Source organism: Arsenophonus sp. PmNCSU2021_1, assembly GCF_036919435.1.
Classification (GTDB): domain Bacteria; phylum Pseudomonadota; class Gammaproteobacteria; order Enterobacterales; family Enterobacteriaceae; genus Arsenophonus; species Arsenophonus nilaparvatae.
Genome location: NZ_JAZHPL010000004.1, coordinates 332,574 through 352,834 on the forward strand (window position 1 = coordinate 332,574; position 20,261 = coordinate 352,834).

General features: G+C 37.4%; 13 protein-coding genes and 3 pseudogenes. 14 read left to right on the plus strand and 2 right to left on the minus strand.

Going from position 1 to position 20,261, the window contains the following annotated elements:
* Positions 1–14 precede the first annotated feature (14 nt).
* From dnaJ to nhaR, 4 genes and pseudogenes are all read left to right on the plus strand, one after another.
* Positions 15–1,151, plus strand: coding sequence for a molecular chaperone DnaJ (gene dnaJ, locus V3224_RS06245; RefSeq protein ID WP_334469353.1), 1,137 nt, complete (start codon positions 15–17; stop codon positions 1,149–1,151).
* Between the two features lie 354 nt (positions 1,152–1,505).
* A complete protein-coding gene (locus tag V3224_RS06250; RefSeq protein ID WP_334469355.1) occupies positions 1,506–2,429 on the plus strand; it encodes a hypothetical protein in 924 nt (307 codons plus the stop codon).
* Between the two features lie 146 nt (positions 2,430–2,575).
* Positions 2,576–3,770: pseudogene (gene nhaA / locus V3224_RS06255) on the plus strand (Na+/H+ antiporter NhaA).
* A 176-nt stretch (positions 3,771–3,946) separates the two neighbouring features.
* Positions 3,947–4,858, plus strand: a pseudogene (nhaR, locus tag V3224_RS06260) (transcriptional activator NhaR).
* Positions 4,859–4,923: 65 nt separating this feature from the next.
* On the opposite strand, the gene rpsT reads toward nhaR, so the two are convergent.
* On the minus strand, positions 4,924–5,184 hold the full coding sequence (gene rpsT / locus V3224_RS06265) for a 30S ribosomal protein S20 (protein WP_334469357.1): 261 nt from the start codon (positions 5,182–5,184) through the stop codon (positions 4,924–4,926).
* Positions 5,185–5,520: 336 nt separating this feature from the next.
* On the opposite strand from rpsT, the pseudogene ribF reads away from it, so the two are divergent.
* The 8 genes and pseudogenes from ribF to carB all read left to right on the plus strand — a co-directional run bounded on the left by ribF (position 5,521) and on the right by carB (position 17,111).
* Positions 5,521–6,451, plus strand: a pseudogene (gene ribF / locus V3224_RS06270) (bifunctional riboflavin kinase/FAD synthetase).
* A 42-nt stretch (positions 6,452–6,493) separates the two neighbouring features.
* Positions 6,494–9,310: an isoleucine--tRNA ligase gene (gene ileS / locus V3224_RS06275; protein WP_334469359.1), complete on the plus strand. Its 2,817-nt coding sequence runs from the start codon at positions 6,494–6,496 to the stop codon at positions 9,308–9,310.
* A complete protein-coding gene (gene lspA / locus V3224_RS06280) occupies positions 9,310–9,810 on the plus strand; it encodes a signal peptidase II (protein WP_334469361.1) in 501 nt (166 codons plus the stop codon). The genes ileS and lspA overlap by 1 nt, the downstream gene beginning before the upstream one ends.
* Before the next feature lie 61 nt (positions 9,811–9,871).
* Positions 9,872–10,342, plus strand: coding sequence for an FKBP-type peptidyl-prolyl cis-trans isomerase (gene fkpB / locus V3224_RS06285; RefSeq protein ID WP_180816583.1), 471 nt, complete (start codon positions 9,872–9,874; stop codon positions 10,340–10,342).
* A complete protein-coding gene (gene ispH, locus V3224_RS06290; RefSeq protein WP_334469364.1) occupies positions 10,323–11,273 on the plus strand; it encodes a 4-hydroxy-3-methylbut-2-enyl diphosphate reductase in 951 nt (316 codons plus the stop codon). The genes fkpB and ispH overlap by 20 nt, the downstream gene beginning before the upstream one ends.
* Before the next feature lie 179 nt (positions 11,274–11,452).
* Complete coding sequence (gene dapB / locus V3224_RS06295; protein WP_334469365.1) at positions 11,453–12,274, plus strand: 4-hydroxy-tetrahydrodipicolinate reductase; 822 nt, start codon at positions 11,453–11,455, stop codon at positions 12,272–12,274.
* A 432-nt stretch (positions 12,275–12,706) separates the two neighbouring features.
* On the plus strand, positions 12,707–13,873 hold the full coding sequence (gene carA, locus V3224_RS06300) for a glutamine-hydrolyzing carbamoyl-phosphate synthase small subunit (protein WP_442889955.1): 1,167 nt from the start codon (positions 12,707–12,709) through the stop codon (positions 13,871–13,873).
* A 13-nt stretch (positions 13,874–13,886) separates the two neighbouring features.
* Positions 13,887–17,111, plus strand: a complete 3,225-nt coding sequence (carB, locus tag V3224_RS06305; protein ID WP_334470324.1) for a carbamoyl-phosphate synthase large subunit — start codon at positions 13,887–13,889, stop codon at positions 17,109–17,111.
* Between the two features lie 71 nt (positions 17,112–17,182).
* Here carB and V3224_RS06310 read toward each other — a convergent pair whose 3' ends face one another.
* A complete protein-coding gene (locus tag V3224_RS06310) occupies positions 17,183–17,839 on the minus strand; it encodes a DedA family protein (RefSeq protein WP_334469368.1) in 657 nt (218 codons plus the stop codon).
* 407 nt (positions 17,840–18,246) lie between these two features.
* Here V3224_RS06310 and exbB point away from each other — a divergent pair, with 407 nt between their 5' ends.
* Together exbB and exbD are read left to right on the plus strand one after the other, a co-directional pair.
* Positions 18,247–19,185, plus strand: a complete 939-nt coding sequence (gene exbB, locus V3224_RS06315) for a tonB-system energizer ExbB (RefSeq protein WP_334469370.1) — start codon at positions 18,247–18,249, stop codon at positions 19,183–19,185.
* Between the two features lie 6 nt (positions 19,186–19,191).
* On the plus strand, positions 19,192–19,620 hold the full coding sequence (gene exbD, locus V3224_RS06320; protein WP_032115095.1) for a TonB system transport protein ExbD: 429 nt from the start codon (positions 19,192–19,194) through the stop codon (positions 19,618–19,620).
* The last annotated feature ends 641 nt before the right edge of the window (positions 19,621–20,261 follow it).

The following is a 20,261-nucleotide window of genomic DNA, read 5'->3' on the forward strand; positions in this document are numbered from 1 at the left end:
AGGGTAAAATAAATATGGCAAAAAGAGATTATTATCAAGTTTTAGGCGTTACTAAAACCGCTGACGAGAAAGAGATCAAAAAAGCGTATAAACGTCTGGCAATGAAGTATCATCCAGATCGCAATCAGCGTGACAAGGAAGCAGAAAGTAAGTTTAAAGAAATTAAAGAAGCTTATGAAATTTTAACTGATGCGCAAAAACGCGCTGCTTATGATCAATATGGACATGCAGCTTTTGAACAAGGTGGCATGGGCGGTGGATTTAGCGGCGGTTTTGCTTCGGGCGCTGATTTTAGTGATATTTTTGGTGATGTATTTGGTGATATTTTTGGTGGTGGTAGGCGTCAGCGATCGGCTCGTGGGGCTGATCTCCAGTACGAAATTACCTTAACCTTAGAGGAAGCAGTTCGCGGGGTCAGCAAAGAGATCCGTATCCCGACTTTAGAAAAATGTGATGTTTGTAACGGCAGTGGCGCTAAACCAGGCACTAAACCAGAAACTTGCTCAACTTGTCATGGGGCAGGTCAGGTACAAATCCGGCAAGGATTTTTTGCAGTTCAACAAACTTGTCCAACTTGCCATGGTCGTGGTCAAATCATCAAAGAACCTTGTATTAAATGTCATGGTCATGGCCGAGTAGAGAAATACAAAACTTTATCAGTAAAAATTCCACCAGGGGTTAATACAGGCGATCGTATTCGCTTAAATGGTGAAGGTGAGGCTGGAGAAAACGGCGCGCCAGCCGGTGATCTATATGTTCAGGTCAATGTCGCAAGACATGCTATTTTTGAGCGCGATGGCAATAACTTATATTGCGAAGTACCCATTAATTTTGCGATTGCGGCTCTAGGTGGTGAAATTGATGTACCGACACTTGATGGTCGGGTAAGTCTCAAAATTCCAGCTGAAACACAAACAGGAAAAATTTTCCGCATGAAAGGAAAAGGTGTGAAGCCTGTTCGTGGTGGTATGACGGGAGATTTAATGTGCCATATCCTGGTGGAAACGCCGGTTAAACTAAATGAAAAACAAAAAGCATTGTTGAAGGAATTTGGTGAATCTTTGAATGGCGAAAGTGATGGCAGGAACAGCCCTCGTTCAAAGAGTTTCTTAGATAGTGTGAAAAAGTTTTTTGATGATCTGACCAAGTAACGATATTTAGCTAAATAGATAGAGTATCGATAGTCAGTGATCGGTGCTTTTTTTATTGATTAAAAATAAGAACATTCAATTTGATTTACGGAATAGAAGAGGTAGTTATAAAATTGCAGGTTAATTGTGGTTATTTAATTAATGTAAGTTATTTAATTCGTTCAATTTATGCAAATTATATTTAAAAAATTTTAATTTTCAAGATTAATTTTGCCTGTTTTATGCAAGTTTCCTGCTTAAATTTCTATATAAAAATAAATTAAGATTAATTCCAACAAGTTAAACGTGAGCTTAACAAAACTTTCTATACAATTTAGTTTTATTTTTAATTAATTTATTGGATGGGAAATAGTTATGGCAGCATTATTTGGAATAAGAATCAGAGATCCGTTTAGACAATTTTCTTTTAACAGACCCGCTATCACTACACAAAATTGTGAAGAATATTTGACAAATAAATTAACTAGCAGATTTGAATCTGAATTAAAAAATAGTAACTACGTTCATAGAATTGATAAAAGACTTATTAGTGCGGCTAATCTATATTGTTCTGTAGATAGCAGTGAATTAGAAGCGATTTTTAATCGAAAATTTATTGCACTCAATTTGGATAAGGTAGATATAGGAAATTTGCAAAAATTTCAGCATTTATTAGATTGCATTAAGGGGGTAAAAAATACAGGAGAATTGGGCTGTTCAGTATCTAAAAATATTAGTGATTTAATAGAACTAAAATCTATCTATGTAAATAAAAATAATAATATAGATGATAAGAGTCCAAATATTGAGAATAAAATTGGTCATACAACAATAGAATATCAACAGGAAGATGAAGGAGAAGGTTTAACAGCAGCTGAATTCAATCGAATAGAATGTTATCTTGAACAAAATCGATCACTCGCAGAATTAAAGGGTAAAGAATCAGAATATTTTATTAGGGTTTATCAAGAAATAAAAGAAAATAGGGATAAGAAAAATGAACAATTAATTGTTACTAATCAAACCGGCCAGCCATTGCAAAGCGGAACGACAGAGTTAAAAATGGAATTGGTAGTAGATAAAGAAATAGGACAAAATATAGCGAGTGTGGAATTAAAGCAAAATAATAAGATAGGGACAAAAGAAGCCGTAGGTTCAACTTTCTGGCAAAAATTAAGCCAAAAAACCAGCCAATTATTTGCAACATCATGGAGTTTTATCAAAACTAAACTTATCGGATTTTTATTACCTGCTTTTTTAGTACCAAGATTAACTAATTGTTTTTCAATGCTAGCCTAATTTTAAACAGCTAATCGGCTAAATAGCGTCAAAATAGTTAGTAACTGCTCGGTATAAACGAATTATTTACGTTAAAAAAAATGGTTTTCCGAATTGTATGGATTAGCGTAAAATTGATTAAGTTAATTAACACTGAGGTTATAGTAATGACAGCAATTATACGACAGTTTTTAAAATTAGAAGCAGCAAGTGGGGTGCTGTTAATTATTGCTGCCATCTTAGCTTTGATTATGGCTAATACCCCATTGCAAGGTATTTACCAGCAATTTCTTAATATTCCCATTGCGGTTAAAATCAGCGTATTAGATATTGATAAACCTTTTTTATTGTGGATCAACGATGGTTTAATGGCCATTTTCTTTTTGGTGGTTGGCCTGGAAGTTAAACGAGAACTGATAGAAGGCTCGTTAGCTGGTCGTGATAAAGCGATATTTCCCGCTGTTGCTGCGGTAGGCGGTATGTTATTACCCGCTTTGGTATATCTATTTTTTAATTTGAATGAAATTGCCCGGCAGGGTTGGGCGATCCCAGCGGCGACAGATATTGCATTTGCATTGGGTATCATGGCACTATTAGGTAAACGTGTACCAACAGAGTTAAAAGTATTTCTACTGGCGTTGGCGATTATTGATGATCTTGGCGTAATTATCATTATTGCTCTCTTTTATACTAAATCTGTTTCTATCATGGCCTTAGGGTTAGCTATGCTTTCTCTATTGGTATTAATATGGATGAATTGGCGTAAAGTTGAAAATACTTCTGCTTATTTGGTTGTTGGTGTCATATTATGGGTTTGTATTTTAAAATCAGGTACCCATGCAACGTTAGCTGGTGTCATTGTGGGCTTTTTGATACCGCTTAAAGGGGGACAAAATAATTGACCCTCTGAACAGTTATAACATCTTTTACATCCTTGGGTTGCTTATTTAATTTTGCCATTATTTGCTTTTGCTAATGCAGGCATACAACTTGATGGTGTTACCCTAACTAATCTTGCCAGTGCTTTACCGATCGGTGTCGCGTTAGGTTTATTAATTGGTAAACCAACAGGTATTCTTCTTTTTAGTTGGCTAGCGTTAAAATTAGGCGTTGCAAAATTACCCGCCAAAAAAAATTAACCTTAAGCAGATATTTGCTGTTTCAGTACTCTGTGGTATTGGCTTTACCATGTCAATTTTTATTGCCAGTTTAGCATTTGAAGGTTTAGATAATTTTAGTACTTATGCACGGTTGGGGATCCTAATCGGTTCGACGCTAGCGGCTATCTTAGGATTATTATTATTGAATAGTGTATTACCTAAAAAGCCAATTAGCACTAAAGCAGCTAATCATGCAGGATAACGTTAATTTTAAGTTATATTTGCGTGAAATAAATAGTATTTTTGTGTTCGCAATACAATATTTTATTTTTGTAGCGAGAGTATCTTATTTAGGTAAAATGAAATGAATCGTTTATCTTCTAATGTTCAGAAAATAACGAATATAAACAGTTATCGGTGGTACAAAAAGGAATCGATATGAGAGTGTCGCATCTCAATTTTAATCATCTCTATTACTTCTGGCATGTTTGTAAAGAGGGATCGGTTGTTGGCGCCGCTGAAGAACTTTATTTAACGCCTTAGACAATAACGGGTCAGATTAAGGCATTAGAAGAACGTTTGAATGGTAAATTATTTAAAAGGCAAGGCAGAGGGCTGGTTCCTTCAGAACTAGGGCAACTAGTTTTTCGTTATGCTGATAAAATGTTTGTGCTAAGCCAGGAAATGCTAGATATTGTTAATTATAGTCGTGAAACGAATTTGTTATTTGATGTTGGTGTTGCTGACTCTTTATCGAAACGGCTGGTAAGCCGTGTCCTTGAAACAGCTATTGTTGAGCATGAGCGGATCCATTTACGCTGTTTTGAATCGACACACGAGCTTTTATTGGAGCAATTAAGTCAACATAAGTTAGACATGATCTTATCTGATTGCCCGGTTGATTCGTCCCAACAAGAGGGGTTATTTTCCGTCAAGCTTGGAGAATGTGGCGTTAGTTTTTTCTGTCGCAAACCAATACCGGAGAAACCTTTTCCACTGTGTCTAGAAGAGCGGCGATTATTGATCCCAGGTCGGCGTTCTATGTTAGGTCGTCACCTGCTTTCTTGGATCCAAAATAATAATTTGCAGGTAGAAATCCTGGGCGAGTTTGATGATGCTGCATTGATGAAAGCATTTGGCATGTATCATAACGCAATATTTGTTGCGCCATCGCTCTATGCTAGTGAGATTTTTTTAGATAATGAAGTAGTTGAAATTGGTCATATGGATAAAGTAAAAGAAGAATATTATGTTATTTTTGCTGAACGTATGATCCAGCATCCAGCAGTGCAACGTGTTTGTAATAAGGATTTTTCTGGTCTATTTGATCAAAGCTTTTATAAACAATAAGAGCCATTTTTTAATAATAATAAAAAAACCGGCTGAAGCCGGTTTTTTAGCAAAATCAAAATAAATTACATTGATTTGATTTGCGCTACTAAATTTGCTTTATGACGTGCAGCTTTATTTTTGTGGATCAAGCCTTTGCTAGCATAGCGATCAACAATAGGGTGCATGTCGTTAAATGCTTTTTGTGCTGCTTCTTTATCGCCAGTAGCGATAGCGGCATAAACTTTTTTGATAAAAGTACGCACCATAGAACGACGGCTAGCATTATGCTGACGACGTTTCTCTGATTGTATGGCACGTTTCTTAGCTGATTTGATATTAGCCAAGGTCCAACTCCCAAATATTTATTCTATCGAGGACAATCTAAAGGCCGAGGAATATGCCTTCTTAGCCTTCATTTGTCAATGAATTTGTGTAAATAGGCATCGTGTACAGCAATGCGATCTGTTGTGATGACTCGGGATTTTACCAGTTTACTGATTAAGAATACAGTTTTAAATGTGAAAAACCGGATGAAATTATAGGAAAGTGGTTAGATTAAGTATTTTTTTACTGACAAACAACCATTTATTATCTTTGTTATAAATATTAATCAAATGGTGACTTAACCTTCAAGGTAGTAAGCGGTATAATCCAGCAATTTTTATTATATTGAGCCGATTATGAAGTTAGTACGTGGTATACATAATATTCGCGCATATCATCATGGTTGTGTGTTGACTATTGGCAATTTTGATGCTGTTCATCGAGGGCATCAGGCATTATTGAAACATTTAAAACAACAGAGTCAGCGTCTTGGGCTGCCAACGATGGTCATGATTTTTGAACCTCAACCATTGGAGTTTTTTTTTGGGCGCAAATGCGCCAGCACGTTTAACGCGTTTACGTGATAAGATAAAATACTTTACCGAATATGGCGTTGATTATTTACTGTGTGTTAAATTTAATCCAACATTTGCTTCATTGACACCGCAGGCTTTTGTTTCACAATTGCTGGTGGAAAAATTGGGGGTTAAATTTTTGGCGATAGGTGATGATTTTCGTTTTGGCAAAGATAGACAGGGTGATTTTAAATATCTTCGTGAAGCCGGGGAACAATATGGTTTTGAAGTCGCCAATACTGAAAGTTTTTGTGACGCTGGCCAGCGAGTTAGTAGTACGGCTGTCAGGCAAGCACTATTAAGTGATAATCTTACCCTTGCTGAGAATCTTATGGGACACCCCTACCGATTGAGTGGTCGAGTGGTACATGGTCGCCACCTTGGTAGTGCGATCGGGTTCCCGACCGCGAATATACCATTTAAATGTTTAGTTATGCCTGTTAAAGGCGTTTATGTGGTAGAAGTATATGGATTAGCCGATCACCCTTTGCAGGCAGTGGCAAATATTGGCACACGCCCAACCGTGAATGGGGTTGATCAGCAAATTGAAGTTCATTTAATAGATGTTCATATGGATTTATATGGACGTCATATTGATGTTGTATTGCGTAAAAAATTGCGTAACGAGCAGCGATTTGCTTCTATTGATGAATTAAGACAGCAAATCGGTAAGGATATAATGGCTGCGAGACAATTCTTCCAGTCGTCATAATTTAGATATTTAGCAGAAAATTGGAACTGAGTGAGAATTTAGATGAGTGACTATAAAAATACCCTGAATTTACCGGAAACAGGGTTCCCTATGCGCGGTGATCTCGCTAAACGAGAACCACAAATGTTAGCCCGTTGGTATAAAGAAGGTTTGTACCAAGCTATTCGCCAGGCCAAAACAGGCAAACAGATGTTTATATTGCATGATGGTCCTCCTTATGCAAACGGTAGTCTTCATATTGGTCACTCAGTTAATAAAATTCTCAAAGATATTATCATTAAATCTAAAGGACTGGCCGGATTTGATTCGCCATATATTCCTGGTTGGGATTGCCACGGTTTGCCAATTGAACATAAAGTTGAACAAATTATCGGTAAACCCGGTGACAAGGTTTCTGCAGCTGTTTTTCGTGAAGAATGTCGCAAATATGCCAAAGAACAAATTGAGGGCCAGAAAGCTGATTTTATCAGAATGGGCGTACTTGGTGATTGGGAACAGCCTTATTTAACCATGGATTTTAGTACTGAAGCCAATATTATTCGTGCGTTAGGTAAAGTGATTGAAAATGGCCACTTAGTGAAAGGTGCTAAACCGGTTCATTGGTGTACTGCTTGCGGTTCTTCCTTAGCGGAAGCGGAAGTTGAATATTATGATAAATCATCACCTTCCATTGATGTAAGCTTTAGCGCGGTGGATGCTAACGCTGTTTATAGTAAATTTGGCGTAAAATCGTCGGCTTTGCCGGTTTCAGCCGTGATCTGGACGACCACACCTTGGACGTTACCCGCCAACCGTGCGATTGAGGTTAACGCTGATTTTGAATATCAATTAGTGAAAGTCAATAATAATGAATGTTTAATTTTGGCAAAATCACTGGTTGAAACAGTAATGCAGCGTATTGCAGCAACAGAGTGGCAAATTTTAGCACAATGTAATGGCTCTGAATTGGAATTACTGCGCTTTCATCACCCATTTATGAATTTCGATGTGCCTGTTATTTTAGGTGATCACGTTACTTTAGACGCGGGTACCGGGATTGTACATACGGCACCAGGCCATGGTCCGGATGATTATATTGTTGGGCAGAAATATAAACTTGAAATAGCAAATCCCGTCGGTCCAAATGGGTGTTATTTACCTAATACTTATCCTGGTTTGGACGGTGTTTTTGTATTTAAAGCAAATGAATTAATTATCGAACTTTTAGCGGCAAAAGGGGCATTGCTACATAAAGAAATATTACAGCATAGTTATCCTTGTTGCTGGCGGCATAAGACACCGGTTATTTTTCGTGCTACACCTCAGTGGTTTGTTAGTATGGAAAAAAATGGTTTACGTGAACAATCGCTAAAAGAGATTAACGGGGTTAAATGGATCCCAGATTGGGGACAAAGCCGGATTGAATCTATGGTTGCAAATCGTCCAGATTGGTGTATTTCTCGTCAGCGCACCTGGGGTATGCCGATGGGATTATTTGTGCATAAGCAGACAGAACAATTACATCCACGGACGTTAGAATTGATTGAAGAAGTCGCTAAACATGTTGAAAAAGCAGGTATCCAGGCATGGTGGGATCTTGACCCCGTTGCCCTATTAGGAAGTGATGCAGCTGATTATGTTAAAGTCCCGGATACGCTTGATGTCTGGTTTGATTCTGGTTCTACACACTATGCGGTTGTAGATGTTCGCCCTGAATTTAAAGGCCATTCTGCTGATTTATATTTGGAAGGCTCTGATCAACATCGTGGTTGGTTTATGTCGTCTCTAATGCTATCAACTGCGATGAAAGGAAAAGCGCCTTATCGAGAAGTATTAACCCACGGTTTTACGGTTGATGGACAAGGTCGTAAAATGTCAAAATCTTTGGATAATACCATTAGCCCACAAGACGTCATGAATGATTTAGGAGCTGATATTCTGCGGCTATGGGTTGCTTCAACCGATTATACTAGTGAGATTGCTGTTTCAAATGAGATTTTAAAACGTTCTGCCGACAGCTATCGGCGTATTCGTAATACAGCACGCTTTTTATTAGCCAATTTGAACGGTTTTGATCCTACTTCACATCAAGTTAAACCAGAAGATATGGTGATATTAGATCGCTGGGCAGTAGGGCGGGCGAAAGCCGCTCAAGCGGAAATCGCTATGCATTATGCTAATTATGATTTTCATGCAGTCGTTCAGCGTTTGATGCAGTTTTGTTCAGTTGAAATGGGTTCTTTCTATTTAGATATTATAAAAGATCGTCAATATACGGCAAAAAGTGATAGCTTGGCACGTCGTAGTTGTCAGACAGCCTTATTTCATATCATAGAGGCCTTGGTACGCTGGATTGCGCCGATCCTTTCTTTCACGGCCGATGAAATTTGGCAGCAATTGCCTACTAGACAGAGCAAATATGTCTTTACTGATGAATATTATGCTGACTTGTTTGGCTTGGATGTTAATGAAACGCTTAATGATGAATTTTGGAATAAGTTATTGATTATCCGTAGTGAGGTTAATAAAGTTCTCGAACAAGCGCGTGCAGACAAACTTATCCGTAGCTCGTTGGAGGCTGCAGTGATTTTATATACTGATAGAGAACTGTCTGAAATACTTAATCGTTTAGGTGATGAGTTACGTTTTGTATTGTTAACTTCACAGGCTAAAGTAATTGATATTAGCCAAGCCCCAGTTCAGGCACAGAATAGTGAACTGAGTGGATTGAAAATTGCTTTCCAGCAGGCGGAAGGTGATAAATGTCCTCGTTGTTGGCATTATGCAACGGATATTGGTCGGGAGGCGGAGTATGCAGAATTATGCGGCCGCTGTGTTACTAATGTAGCCGGTAACGGTGAAATACGTAAGTTTGCCTAATGAAAAATCCTATTTGCTCTACTGGCTTACGCTGGTTATGGTTAACGGTTGTGATATTAATTGTTGATCTTGGTAGTAAGCAACTCATTTTGAATAATTTTCAATTATATGAGTCGATACCATTAATGCCTTATTTCAATTTGGCTTATGCTCAAAACCCTGGTGCAGCATTTAGTTTTTTAGCTGATAAAGGGGGATGGCAGCGTTGGTTCTTTGCCTTGGTTGCGATTGTCATTTGTGTGGTGCTTATCGTAATGATGTATCGCCAAAGCGTGAATAAAAAATTGAGTAATATTGCTTATGCATTAGTTATTGGTGGAGCACTAGGGAATTTGTGCGACCGCTTAGTCCATGGCTTCGTAGTTGACTTTATTGATTTTTATGTTGGTGACTGGCATTGGCCAACATTTAACATTGCGGATATGGCGATTTGTCTTGGTGCGGTATTCATCATTCTTGACAGTTTCATCAATACAGATAAAAAAGCGAGTGGGTCTTAGATTATCGTTCGTTTACGTTGATAACAGGTTGATTTATTTTTAACAGTGGGTTTTTATTGTCATGTTAACCTTAGTACAAGCAAATAGTGCCGTGTTGCTGCATTTCACGATCAAACTTGAGGATGGTTCAATTGCTGATTCAACCTATAATCAGGATAAACCGGCACTTTTTCGCCTTGGCGATAAAAGCCTATCGCGAGCACTTGAAAAACAATTAATTGGTTTAAGTGTTGGTGAAAAAAAGACATTTATTTTAGGCGGAGAGGACGTTTTTGGTAAACCAAACCCAGATATGATCCAATACTTTATGCCAAAAGATTTTATTCAGGTCGGTATACCTGAAGTCGGTGCCATCATATTATTTACCACGATAAATGGCAGTGAGATGCCAGGGATCGTAACAGCAGTGACGGAAGAGTCTATCACTGTTGATTTTAATCACCCGTTAGCGGCTCAGAATATCATTTTTAACATTGAAGTGTTGGAAATTGACCCGAAATGGGAGGAATCAAATGCAAATATTGCTGGCTAACCCTCGGGGTTTCTGTGCAGGTGTTGATCGAGCAATTAGTATTGTTGATAGAGCACTGGCGCTTTATGGTGCGCCGATTTATGTTCGTCATGAAGTTGTCCATAACCGTTATGTGGTAGACAATTTACGGCAATGTGGTGCGATTTTTATTGAGCAAATCTCTGAAGTCCCTGATGGTGCTATTTTGATCTTTTCTGCTCATGGTGTCTCTCAAGCAATTCGACAGGAAGCTAAGCAACGTCATCTGACCATGTTATTTGATGCAACTTGTCCATTGGTGACTAAAGTGCACATGGAAGTTGCGCGTGCCACTCGTAAAGGTAAAGAAGCGATTTTAATTGGTCATGTTGGGCATCCTGAAGTAGAAGGCACAATGGGGCAATATAATAATCCGGCTGGAGGTATGTATCTGGTTGAATCGCCGGCGGATGTCTGGAAATTACAAGTAAAAGATGAAAATAACCTCTGTTTTATGACCCAGACTACCTTATCTGTTGATGATACTGCTCATGTTATTGACGCGCTAAATACTCGTTTTCCAAATATTATCGGGCCACGCAAAGATGATATCTGTTATGCGACAACCAATCGTCAGGAAGCAGCGCGTGAATTAGCTAATAAGGCTGATATTGTACTAGTTGTCGGCTCTAAAAATTCTTCTAATTCCAATCGTCTTGCTGAATTGGCTCAAAGAGCAGGCAAGCCGGGCTACCTGATTGACTCTGCTGATGATATTCAAGAACATTGGCTGGAAAATATGCAGATTATTGGTCTTACTGCTGGCGCATCTGCACCAGATATTCTTGTTCGTCAGGTTATTGAACGCTTAATGGTTTTAGGTGCCAGTGAAATGATCGAACTTTCTGGTCATGAAGAAAATATTGTTTTTGAAGTACCAAAAGAGCTACGTGTTGAAATCAAGCAAATATAATAATAGCAATTTGGGCATTTTATTAAATGAATTTTTTAGCGCAGCAATTTATCTATTAATTAAGCCAACTCTAATGGCTTTTTTTGTCACTGACGGTTGCTGTACGCGTTAAGCTAGGATGATTGTTAACCTTATCGAACTCAGGATACTTAATCTGCTTTTAATCAAGAGAGATAAACATGACTAATTCAGATATTCGTGTTGCCATCGTTGGTGCGGGTGGGCGCATGGGACGTGAACTAATTAAAGCAGTTTCACAACAGAATGGCGTTGTTTTAGGAGCTGTGTTAGAAAGAAAAGGTTCAAGTATAGTAGGTACTGATGCTGGTGAATTAGTCGGCATTGGCGGTTTAAATGTTATAATTAGTGATGATCTAATTAATGTTTTAGATAAATTTGATATTTTGATCGATTTTACCCGTCCCGAAGGTACGCAAAATTACCTGTCAGTTTGTAAAAAATATGCCAAAGCGATGATTATTGGCACTACAGGTTTTAATGAAACTGAACAGAAGTCGATTGAAGAAGCGGCGAAAACGATCCCTATTGTATTAGCAGCCAATTTTAGTGTTGGCGTTAATTTGATGTTGAAGTTATTAGAAAAAGCCGCAAAAGTGATGAGCGAATATAGTGATATTGAAATTATTGAAGCTCATCACAGGCATAAAGTCGATGCTCCCTCAGGAACAGCCTTAGCAATGGGCGATGTTATTGCCAAGTCAATTGGCCGTGATTTAAAAGATTGTGCAGTGTATGGTCGCCAAGGTATTACTGGTGAAAGAAAAAATAACAGCATTGGCTTTGCAACGATTAGAGCTGGCGATATTGTTGGCGAGCATACGGCGATTTTTGCTGATATAGGTGAAAGAATAGAGATAACTCATAAAGCATCAAGTCGGATGACGTTTGCAAATGGGGCTGTGAAGGCCTGTTTGTGGTTAAAAGGGGAAAAAAATGGTTTATATAGCATGAAAGATGTATTAAATTTAGAAAATATTTAATTTTTTATATATCTATCTATTTGATTAATAAAGGTTAATTTTAATATCATGATTTTTTTGGCGGTTATTAAGTTTTTTATTTGATAACCTTTATTTCTATTATTTAAAATAAAAATTTTATTGACTTAAGATGATTTTTTGCACATTTACTATAATGAAATTTATCTAAACCATACTTTTACAATTATCATGCTATGCAATCGATTATTTTGCTAAGATAATTTATCATTTTACTAGTTACATTGATTTTTCATTATAAATTAACTAAAAAAGTAATAAAAAATTATTTTTTACTAGACAATCACTCTTCTCATCATTAGATTGGGGACAATTTGCCAAAAATTTGCTTAAATTCCATTTTGGCACGAATTTATTGGCTTACACATGAATAAATATGCTCAATAAATGTTTTTTATTCTCCTGGAGGGTATTTTGATTAAGCCAGCTATATTGGTTCTGGAAGACGGAACCCAGTTTCATGGTCATTCCATTGGGGCTGAAGGAATTGTTGTTGGAGAAGTAGTTTTTAATACATCAATAACTGGATATCAAGAAATCCTCACTGATCCTTCCTACTCCCGCCAAATTGTTACACTCACTTATCCCCATATTGGAAACACAGGAATTAACCCAGATGATGAAAAGTCCGCAATCATTCATGCTCAAGGGCTTGTTATACGTGATTTACCGTTAATTTATAGTAACTTTCGTGGAAAAGAGACTTTATCTGATTATTTAAAACGCCATAAAACAGTCGCCATTGCTGATATTGATACCCGTAAGCTTACGCGGCTATTAAGGGAAAAAGGCGCGCAAAATGGTTGCATTATTACTGGTGAAAATTTAGACATCGATTTAGCATTAGAAAAAATTAAATTATTTGGTGGAATAAAAGGGCTGGATTTAGCTAAAGAAGTTACTACTAAAGACATTTATACTTGGCAGCAACAGAGTTGGCATCTTGGTGCCGATGGATTATCGGCTACTAAGGCACGCGAGCAACTGCCTTATCATGTCGTTGCTTATGATTTTGGTGTTAAACGAAATATTTTACGTTTACTCGTTGATCGTGGCTGCTATTTGACGGTTGTGCCAGCAACAACAGCGGCTGATGAAGTATTAAAAATGGCACCTGATGGCATTTTTCTTTCTAATGGTCCGGGTGATCCAGCAGCCTGTGATTATGCAATTAAAGCAATTAAACAGTTTTTAACAACAGAAATACCTATTTTTGGTATTTGCTTAGGTCATCAATTACTGGCATTAGCCAGTGGGGCTGATACTGTTAAAATGAAATTTGGCCACCATGGTGGTAACCATCCAGTAAAAGATTTAGTTAATAATCGCGTTATGATCACTGCACAAAATCACGGTTTTGCAGTCGATGAAGCAACCTTATCTGACAAATTGCGCGTGACCCATAAATCACTGTTTGATGGAAGTTTACAAGGCATACATCATACCGAGAAGCCTGTATTTGGATTTCAAGGGCATCCCGAAGCAAGTCCAGGCCCTAAAGATGCAGAACCCCTATTTGATTATTTTATTGAATTGATTAAAAAATATCGTCAAACAAATTTAGATACTCAAGTTGATTGATCAGGAGCGAAAAATGGCGAAGCGGACAGATATCAAAAGCATCCTGATTTTAGGTGCAGGTCCAATTGTTATTGGCCAAGCTTGTGAATTTGATTATTCAGGTGCACAAGCGTGTAAAGCACTACGAGAAGAGGGTTATCGAGTTATTTTAGTTAATTCCAATCCGGCGACAATCATGACGGATCCGGATCTAGCTGATGCGACTTATATTGAGCCAATTCAGTGGGAAGTGGTACGCAAAATTATTGAAAAAGAACGTCCTGATGCGATTTTGCCTACGATGGGAGGGCAAACTGCTTTAAACTGTGCTTTAGAATTAGAGCGTAAAGGCGTATTAAAAGAATTTGCTGTTACCATGATTGGCGCAACGGCTGATGCAATTGATAAGGCAGAAGATCGTCAGCGATTTGATAAAGCAATGAAGAAAATCGGCCTTGAAACAGCACGTTCAGGAATTGCTCATTCCCTGGAAGAAGCGTTAGACGTAGTAGCAAAAGTAGGTTTCCCATGTATTATTCGCCCTTCATTTACCATGGGCGGTTCGGGTGGTGGTATTGCATACAACCGTGAAGAGTTTGAAGATATTTGTCTGACAGGTTTAGATCTTTCACCGACCAACGAATTATTGATAGATGAATCGCTGATTGGTTGGAAAGAGTATGAAATGGAAGTGGTGCGTGACAAAAATGATAATTGCATCATTATCTGTTCTATTGAAAATGTCGATGCAATGGGGATCCATACGGGAGATTCTATCACTGTCGCACCTGCTCAAACATTAACTGATAAAGAATATCAAATCATGCGCAATGCATCGATGGCAGTGTTGCGAGAAATTGGTGTAGAAACTGGTGGTTCAAATGTTCAATTTGCCGTTAATCCTAAAACTGGCCGCTTAATTGTTATTGAAATGAATCCACGAGTATCACGTTCTTCGGCCTTGGCATCTAAAGCAACTGGTTTTCCTATTGCTAAGGTTGCAGCCAAACTTGCCGTAGGTTATACACTTGATGAATTAATGAATGATATTACCGGAGGACGGACACCTGCTTCTTTTGAACCTTCTATTGATTATGTCGTGACTAAGATCCCACGCTTTAACTTTGAAAAATTTCCGGGTAGTAATGATCGTCTGACAACACAGATGAAATCTGTTGGTGAAGTAATGGCTATTGGGCGAACTTTTCAAGAATCAATGCAAAAAGCATTGCGTGGATTAGAAGTTGCCGCAACGGGTTTTGATCCTAAAGTAGATTTGGATGAATTCGACTCGTTAACAAAAATTCGCCGTGAATTGAAAGATGCTGGTGCTGAACGTATCTGGTATATAGCCGATGCTTTCCGCGCAGGTATGTCTGTGGATGGTGTATTTAATCTAACCAATATTGATCGTTGGTTCTTGGTACAAATTGAAGAGCTTGTTCGTTTAGAAGAGAAAGTTACTGAGTTTGGCATTAATGGCTTATCAGCAGAATTCTTGCGGCTATTGAAACGAAAAGGGTTTGCTGATATTCGTTTGGCTAAATTAGTCGGTGTTTCTGAAGCTGAAATCCGTAAATTACGCCAAAATTATAAACTGCATCCTGTTTTTAAGCGAGTTGATACTTGTGCAGCAGAGTTTGCTACAGATACCGCTTATCTCTATTCCACTTATGAAGATGAATGTGAAGCCAACCCTGACAATAGCAAATCTAAGATTATGGTACTCGGTGGTGGACCAAACCGTATTGGTCAAGGAATAGAGTTTGATTATTGCTGTGTTCATGCTGCGTTGGCGTTACGTGAAGATGGCTATCAGACAATAATGGTAAACTGTAATCCTGAAACGGTTTCTACTGATTATGATACATCTGATCGTCTTTATTTTGAACCAGTAACGTTAGAAGATGTATTAGAAATAGTCAGGGTCGAACAACCTGAAGGTGTAATTGTGCAGTATGGTGGCCAGACACCTTTAAAATTGGCGCTTGCCTTAGAAGAAGCGGGGGTTCCAATTATTGGCACTAGCCCGGATGCGATTGATCGCGCTGAAGATCGAGAACGTTTTCAACAAGCAGTGGCCCGTTTAGGACTTAAGCAACCAGAAAACGCCACGGTTACAACAATTGAACAGGCTATAGAAAAGGCTCACAGTATTGGTTATCCATTAGTTGTACGTCCTTCCTATGTTTTAGGCGGGCGAGCAATGGAAATTGTTTATGATGAAACTGATTTACGTCGGTACTTTCAGACCGCGGTAAGTGTTTCCAATGATGCACCAGTATTGCTCGATCATTTCCTGGATGATGCCATTGAGGTTGATGTAGATGCCATTTGTGATGGGGAAACCGTATTAATTGGTGGTATTATGGAGCATATTGAACAGGCGGGCGTTCATTCTGGTGATTCGGCCTGTTCCTTGCCACCTTATACCTTGAGTCAGAATATACAAAATGTCATGCGTGAACAGGTAAAAGAGCTGGCCTTTGAACTACCCGTTCGAGGATTAGTAAATGTTCAATTTGCGGTTAAAGATAATGACGTCTATTTAATCGAGGTGAATCCCCGTGCTGCGCGTACAGTACCTTTTGTATCAAAAGCAACAGGAATACCACTGGCAAAAGTAGCCGCTCGTGTCATGGTCGGGCAATCCTTAACTAAACAGGGTGTAACGAAAGAAATTATTCCACCTTATTATTCGGTAAAAGAAGTCGTATTACCATTTAATAAATTCCCTGGTGTTGATCCTATTTTAGGGCCAGAAATGCGTTCCACCGGTGAAGTTATGGGTATTGGTCGCACTTTTGCCGAAGCATTTGCTAAAGCTATGTTTGGTTGTTCTTCTACTATGAAAAAATCTGGCCGCGCATTACTTTCAGTAAGAGAGAATGATAAAGCCAAGGTTGTTGATTTAGCGGCTAAATTAATTGCGCATGGTTTTGAGTTAGATGCAACTCATGGTACCGCAATTGTGCTGGGTGAGGGCGGAATTAACCCGCGTTTAGTTAATAAAGTGCATGAGGGACGGCCTCATATTCAGGATAGAATAAAAAATGGTGAATACAGTTATATTGTCAATACTACCGCGGGCCGTCGTGCAATAGAAGATTCGAAGCTGATTCGTCGTAGTGCATTACAATATAAAGTAAATTATGATACCACTATCAATGGCGGTTTTGCGACCGCGATCTCTCTCAATGCTGATCCTACAGAGCAGGTTATATCTGTCCAAGAGATGCATAAAATGATCCAGCATTAACTATTACTTATTTGAAATGGCCTGTTTAACCGGGCCATTTTCTTATTCTGGGCAAATAAAATCCATAATATTTAACTGCTTTTTTTATGTTTCCAATATACGACAAGTGAGCCGATAAATCCGCTAATGAGTAGCAGTATCGGTAAAAATATTAAAATATTCATAACGATATTCTCATGGCGTTTTATAAAAGGAATTTGATTTATTGCGTAACCCACAGAAACAATGATCCCAATCCATAATAGGCCGCTAAGCCAATTGAATAATTGAAAGCGCCGGTGGCTTAAAGTCGAAAGTCCTGCTAAAACTGGCAATAGTGTTCGCACAAAAGCTAAAAAACGACCGATCAAAAGCGCATACAAGCCTTGGTTGTTAAATAATCGGTTTGCACGATCGTGATACTCTTGTGGGATCTGTTTTAACCATTGTTTTACTAAATGGGTATCACTAAGCCAGCGTCCTTGTAAAAAACCTAACCAGCAACCTAAGCTAGCAGCAATAGTTAAAATAATAATTGTGGGAATAAAAGAAAGAACACCTTTTGCAATCAAAGCACCTGAAAGAATAAGCAACGTATCTCCTGGCAGAAATGCGGCAGGAAGAATACCGTTTTCTAATATAATAATGGTAAAAAGTACAGCATAAATAATCCATAAAATATCGGGATTATTTAGTTTAGCAAAATCATGATGCCAAATTGCAATCACGATCTCATTGAGAACTTGCATAGCTTACCCTGTTAGGAACAACCAAATGAAAAATCGATATAGTTGCCAGTTTACCTTAAAAAACTGAATTATGTTGGATTTATTCAAGCGTTAAGTATAAAAGCCAGTTAGATAAAAAATGTTTATTTGAGATAAGGAAGTATTAAAAATGGCAAATATCTGTTGCGATTATCAGTTATTAGAACAAGTCAAATTGCAGCAAAACTTATTGATAGCAGTTAAATAAATAAAAAATTCATCAAATAGTAATGATAATTACTATCAAATGATTTAATGTCTGGTATGATCACTCAGTTTTTCATAATGTAAGCGTGGTAAATCAAAATTTACTACCAATAGACTAGCTGGCATAAGTTATGTTCAGCTAAAAGGATCACATTAAATAACCGAAGAGTGATAGCCAACTGATGCGTAAATTGATAGCTTCTATTTTATTGGCAATGAGTTTGATAAATATAACATTCGCCGAGACAAATCCGGCAGGTCTGTCTGAGCAGTTTCAGCCTGTTAATACACCTAACCAGCAAAATATATCCACTACAAATCAAATCCAAACGACTTCAGCTAATGAAGAGCAATCGAGCGAGAAACAGCTTGCTGCGGAAAAAAATTTAGTGAGTCTACAGCAGGAGCCTAATTTATTAACCGCACAAGGAGGATTTGATCAAGATCTTTCGATTTGGAGTATGTATCAGCATGCTGACATGGTTGTAAAGGTAGTAATGCTAGGATTAATTGTTGCTTCAATCATTACCTGGGCACTGTTTTTCTCAAAAGGCATCGAATTGATTGGAGCATACCGACAGCTACGAAAAGAACAGCAAAAACTATCTAAAGTAAAATCACTCGATGATGCGGTAGAAATTGCTGTAACATTTAAAAAAACTAGTGTTACTAGAAAATTATATGATGAAGTCGTGGCAGAAAAAACATTATCAGCTGGCAGTCATGATTTAAATGGAACCAAAGATCGCGCCAGTTTTCGCCTTGAAAGAGTGGTTGCTTCAATTAGTCGTTACATGGGACGAGGTAATGGTTATTTAGCAACTATAGGGGCAATTTCTCCCTTTATCGGTTTATTCGGTACGGTTTGGGGAATTATGAATAGCTTTATTGGTATAGCCCATTCTCAGACGACAAATTTAGCAGTTGTTGCGCCTGGTATAGCAGAAGCTTTGTTAGCCACAGCAATAGGGCTGGTAGCTGCGATACCGGCGGTGGTTATTTATAATTTATTCGCACGCATGATTAATACTTACCGTGGTCAACTGGGTGATGTAGCTGCTCAAGCGACGGTATTATTAGGTAGAGATTTGGATTTAGCTGATAGTAAAAAAGAAAGGTAAGTGCTTATGGCGATCCGTTTAAACGATGATTTAAATGATAGTGGTGAAATGCATGAAATTAATGTTACACCATTTATTGATGTAATGTTGGTTTTACTGATTATCTTCATGGTTGCTGCACCTTTAGCGACAGTAGATATTAAAGTTGATTTACCGGCTTCTGCAGCTAAACCCCAACCTAGACCGGAAAAACCGTTATTTTTGACAGTGAAAGCGAATGGTCAAATGTATGTTGGAGAGCAAAATGTCTCTCAAGAACAATTGGCATCAGCATTGGATCTAATAACCGGTACAAATAAAGAAACCACTATTTTTTTTCAAGCAGATAAAACAGTAGATTATGAAAGGATAATGGATGTAATGAACTTATTACGTAAATCTGGCTATCTTAAAGTGGGATTAGTTGGCATGGAAATGTCACAGAGTACAAAATAGAGTATTGCTAATAATGTCAAAGCTGGGTAATTAAATACCCAATATTTATTCAATTATGTTATTAATAAATCAATAGAGTTATATATTTTTATATTTAATATCCATGTTATTTATATGGTTAATAAGTAATATAATTAATAATTCCAAATTTATTAATGTAGCAAAATAATAAACTATTAATTGAAGTTAAAATATCACAACAAAAAATTTATATTCATATTTTATATTATTTAAGGTTATTAATTTCATTTTTCCTTAAGCTAATAAATGAGAAGTAAATATTAGCAATTTTTTATTCATATACTAGTTAAATTCTATTTATAATATATATAATTCTAATGAATTAACTAAGCAAGATCAGTTTAATGTACAGTATAATTACCTATAAAAAATAAGGTAATTTAATTGCGTTATAAATTGACAAAATAATTTAACAAAAAACACTTGCATCAAAATAGATTTTAATTATAGAATAATTATTATAAATATTAGATAATATATTATTAATACTGCTGATAATCACTATTGATAGTAGAATCTTTGTATTTATAAATCATTTGTGTAAATAATATAGTTATGTTTACAATAGAATTTATATCTAATTGTATTTATTAGCTAATTAACATAAGCATTTACTAAGC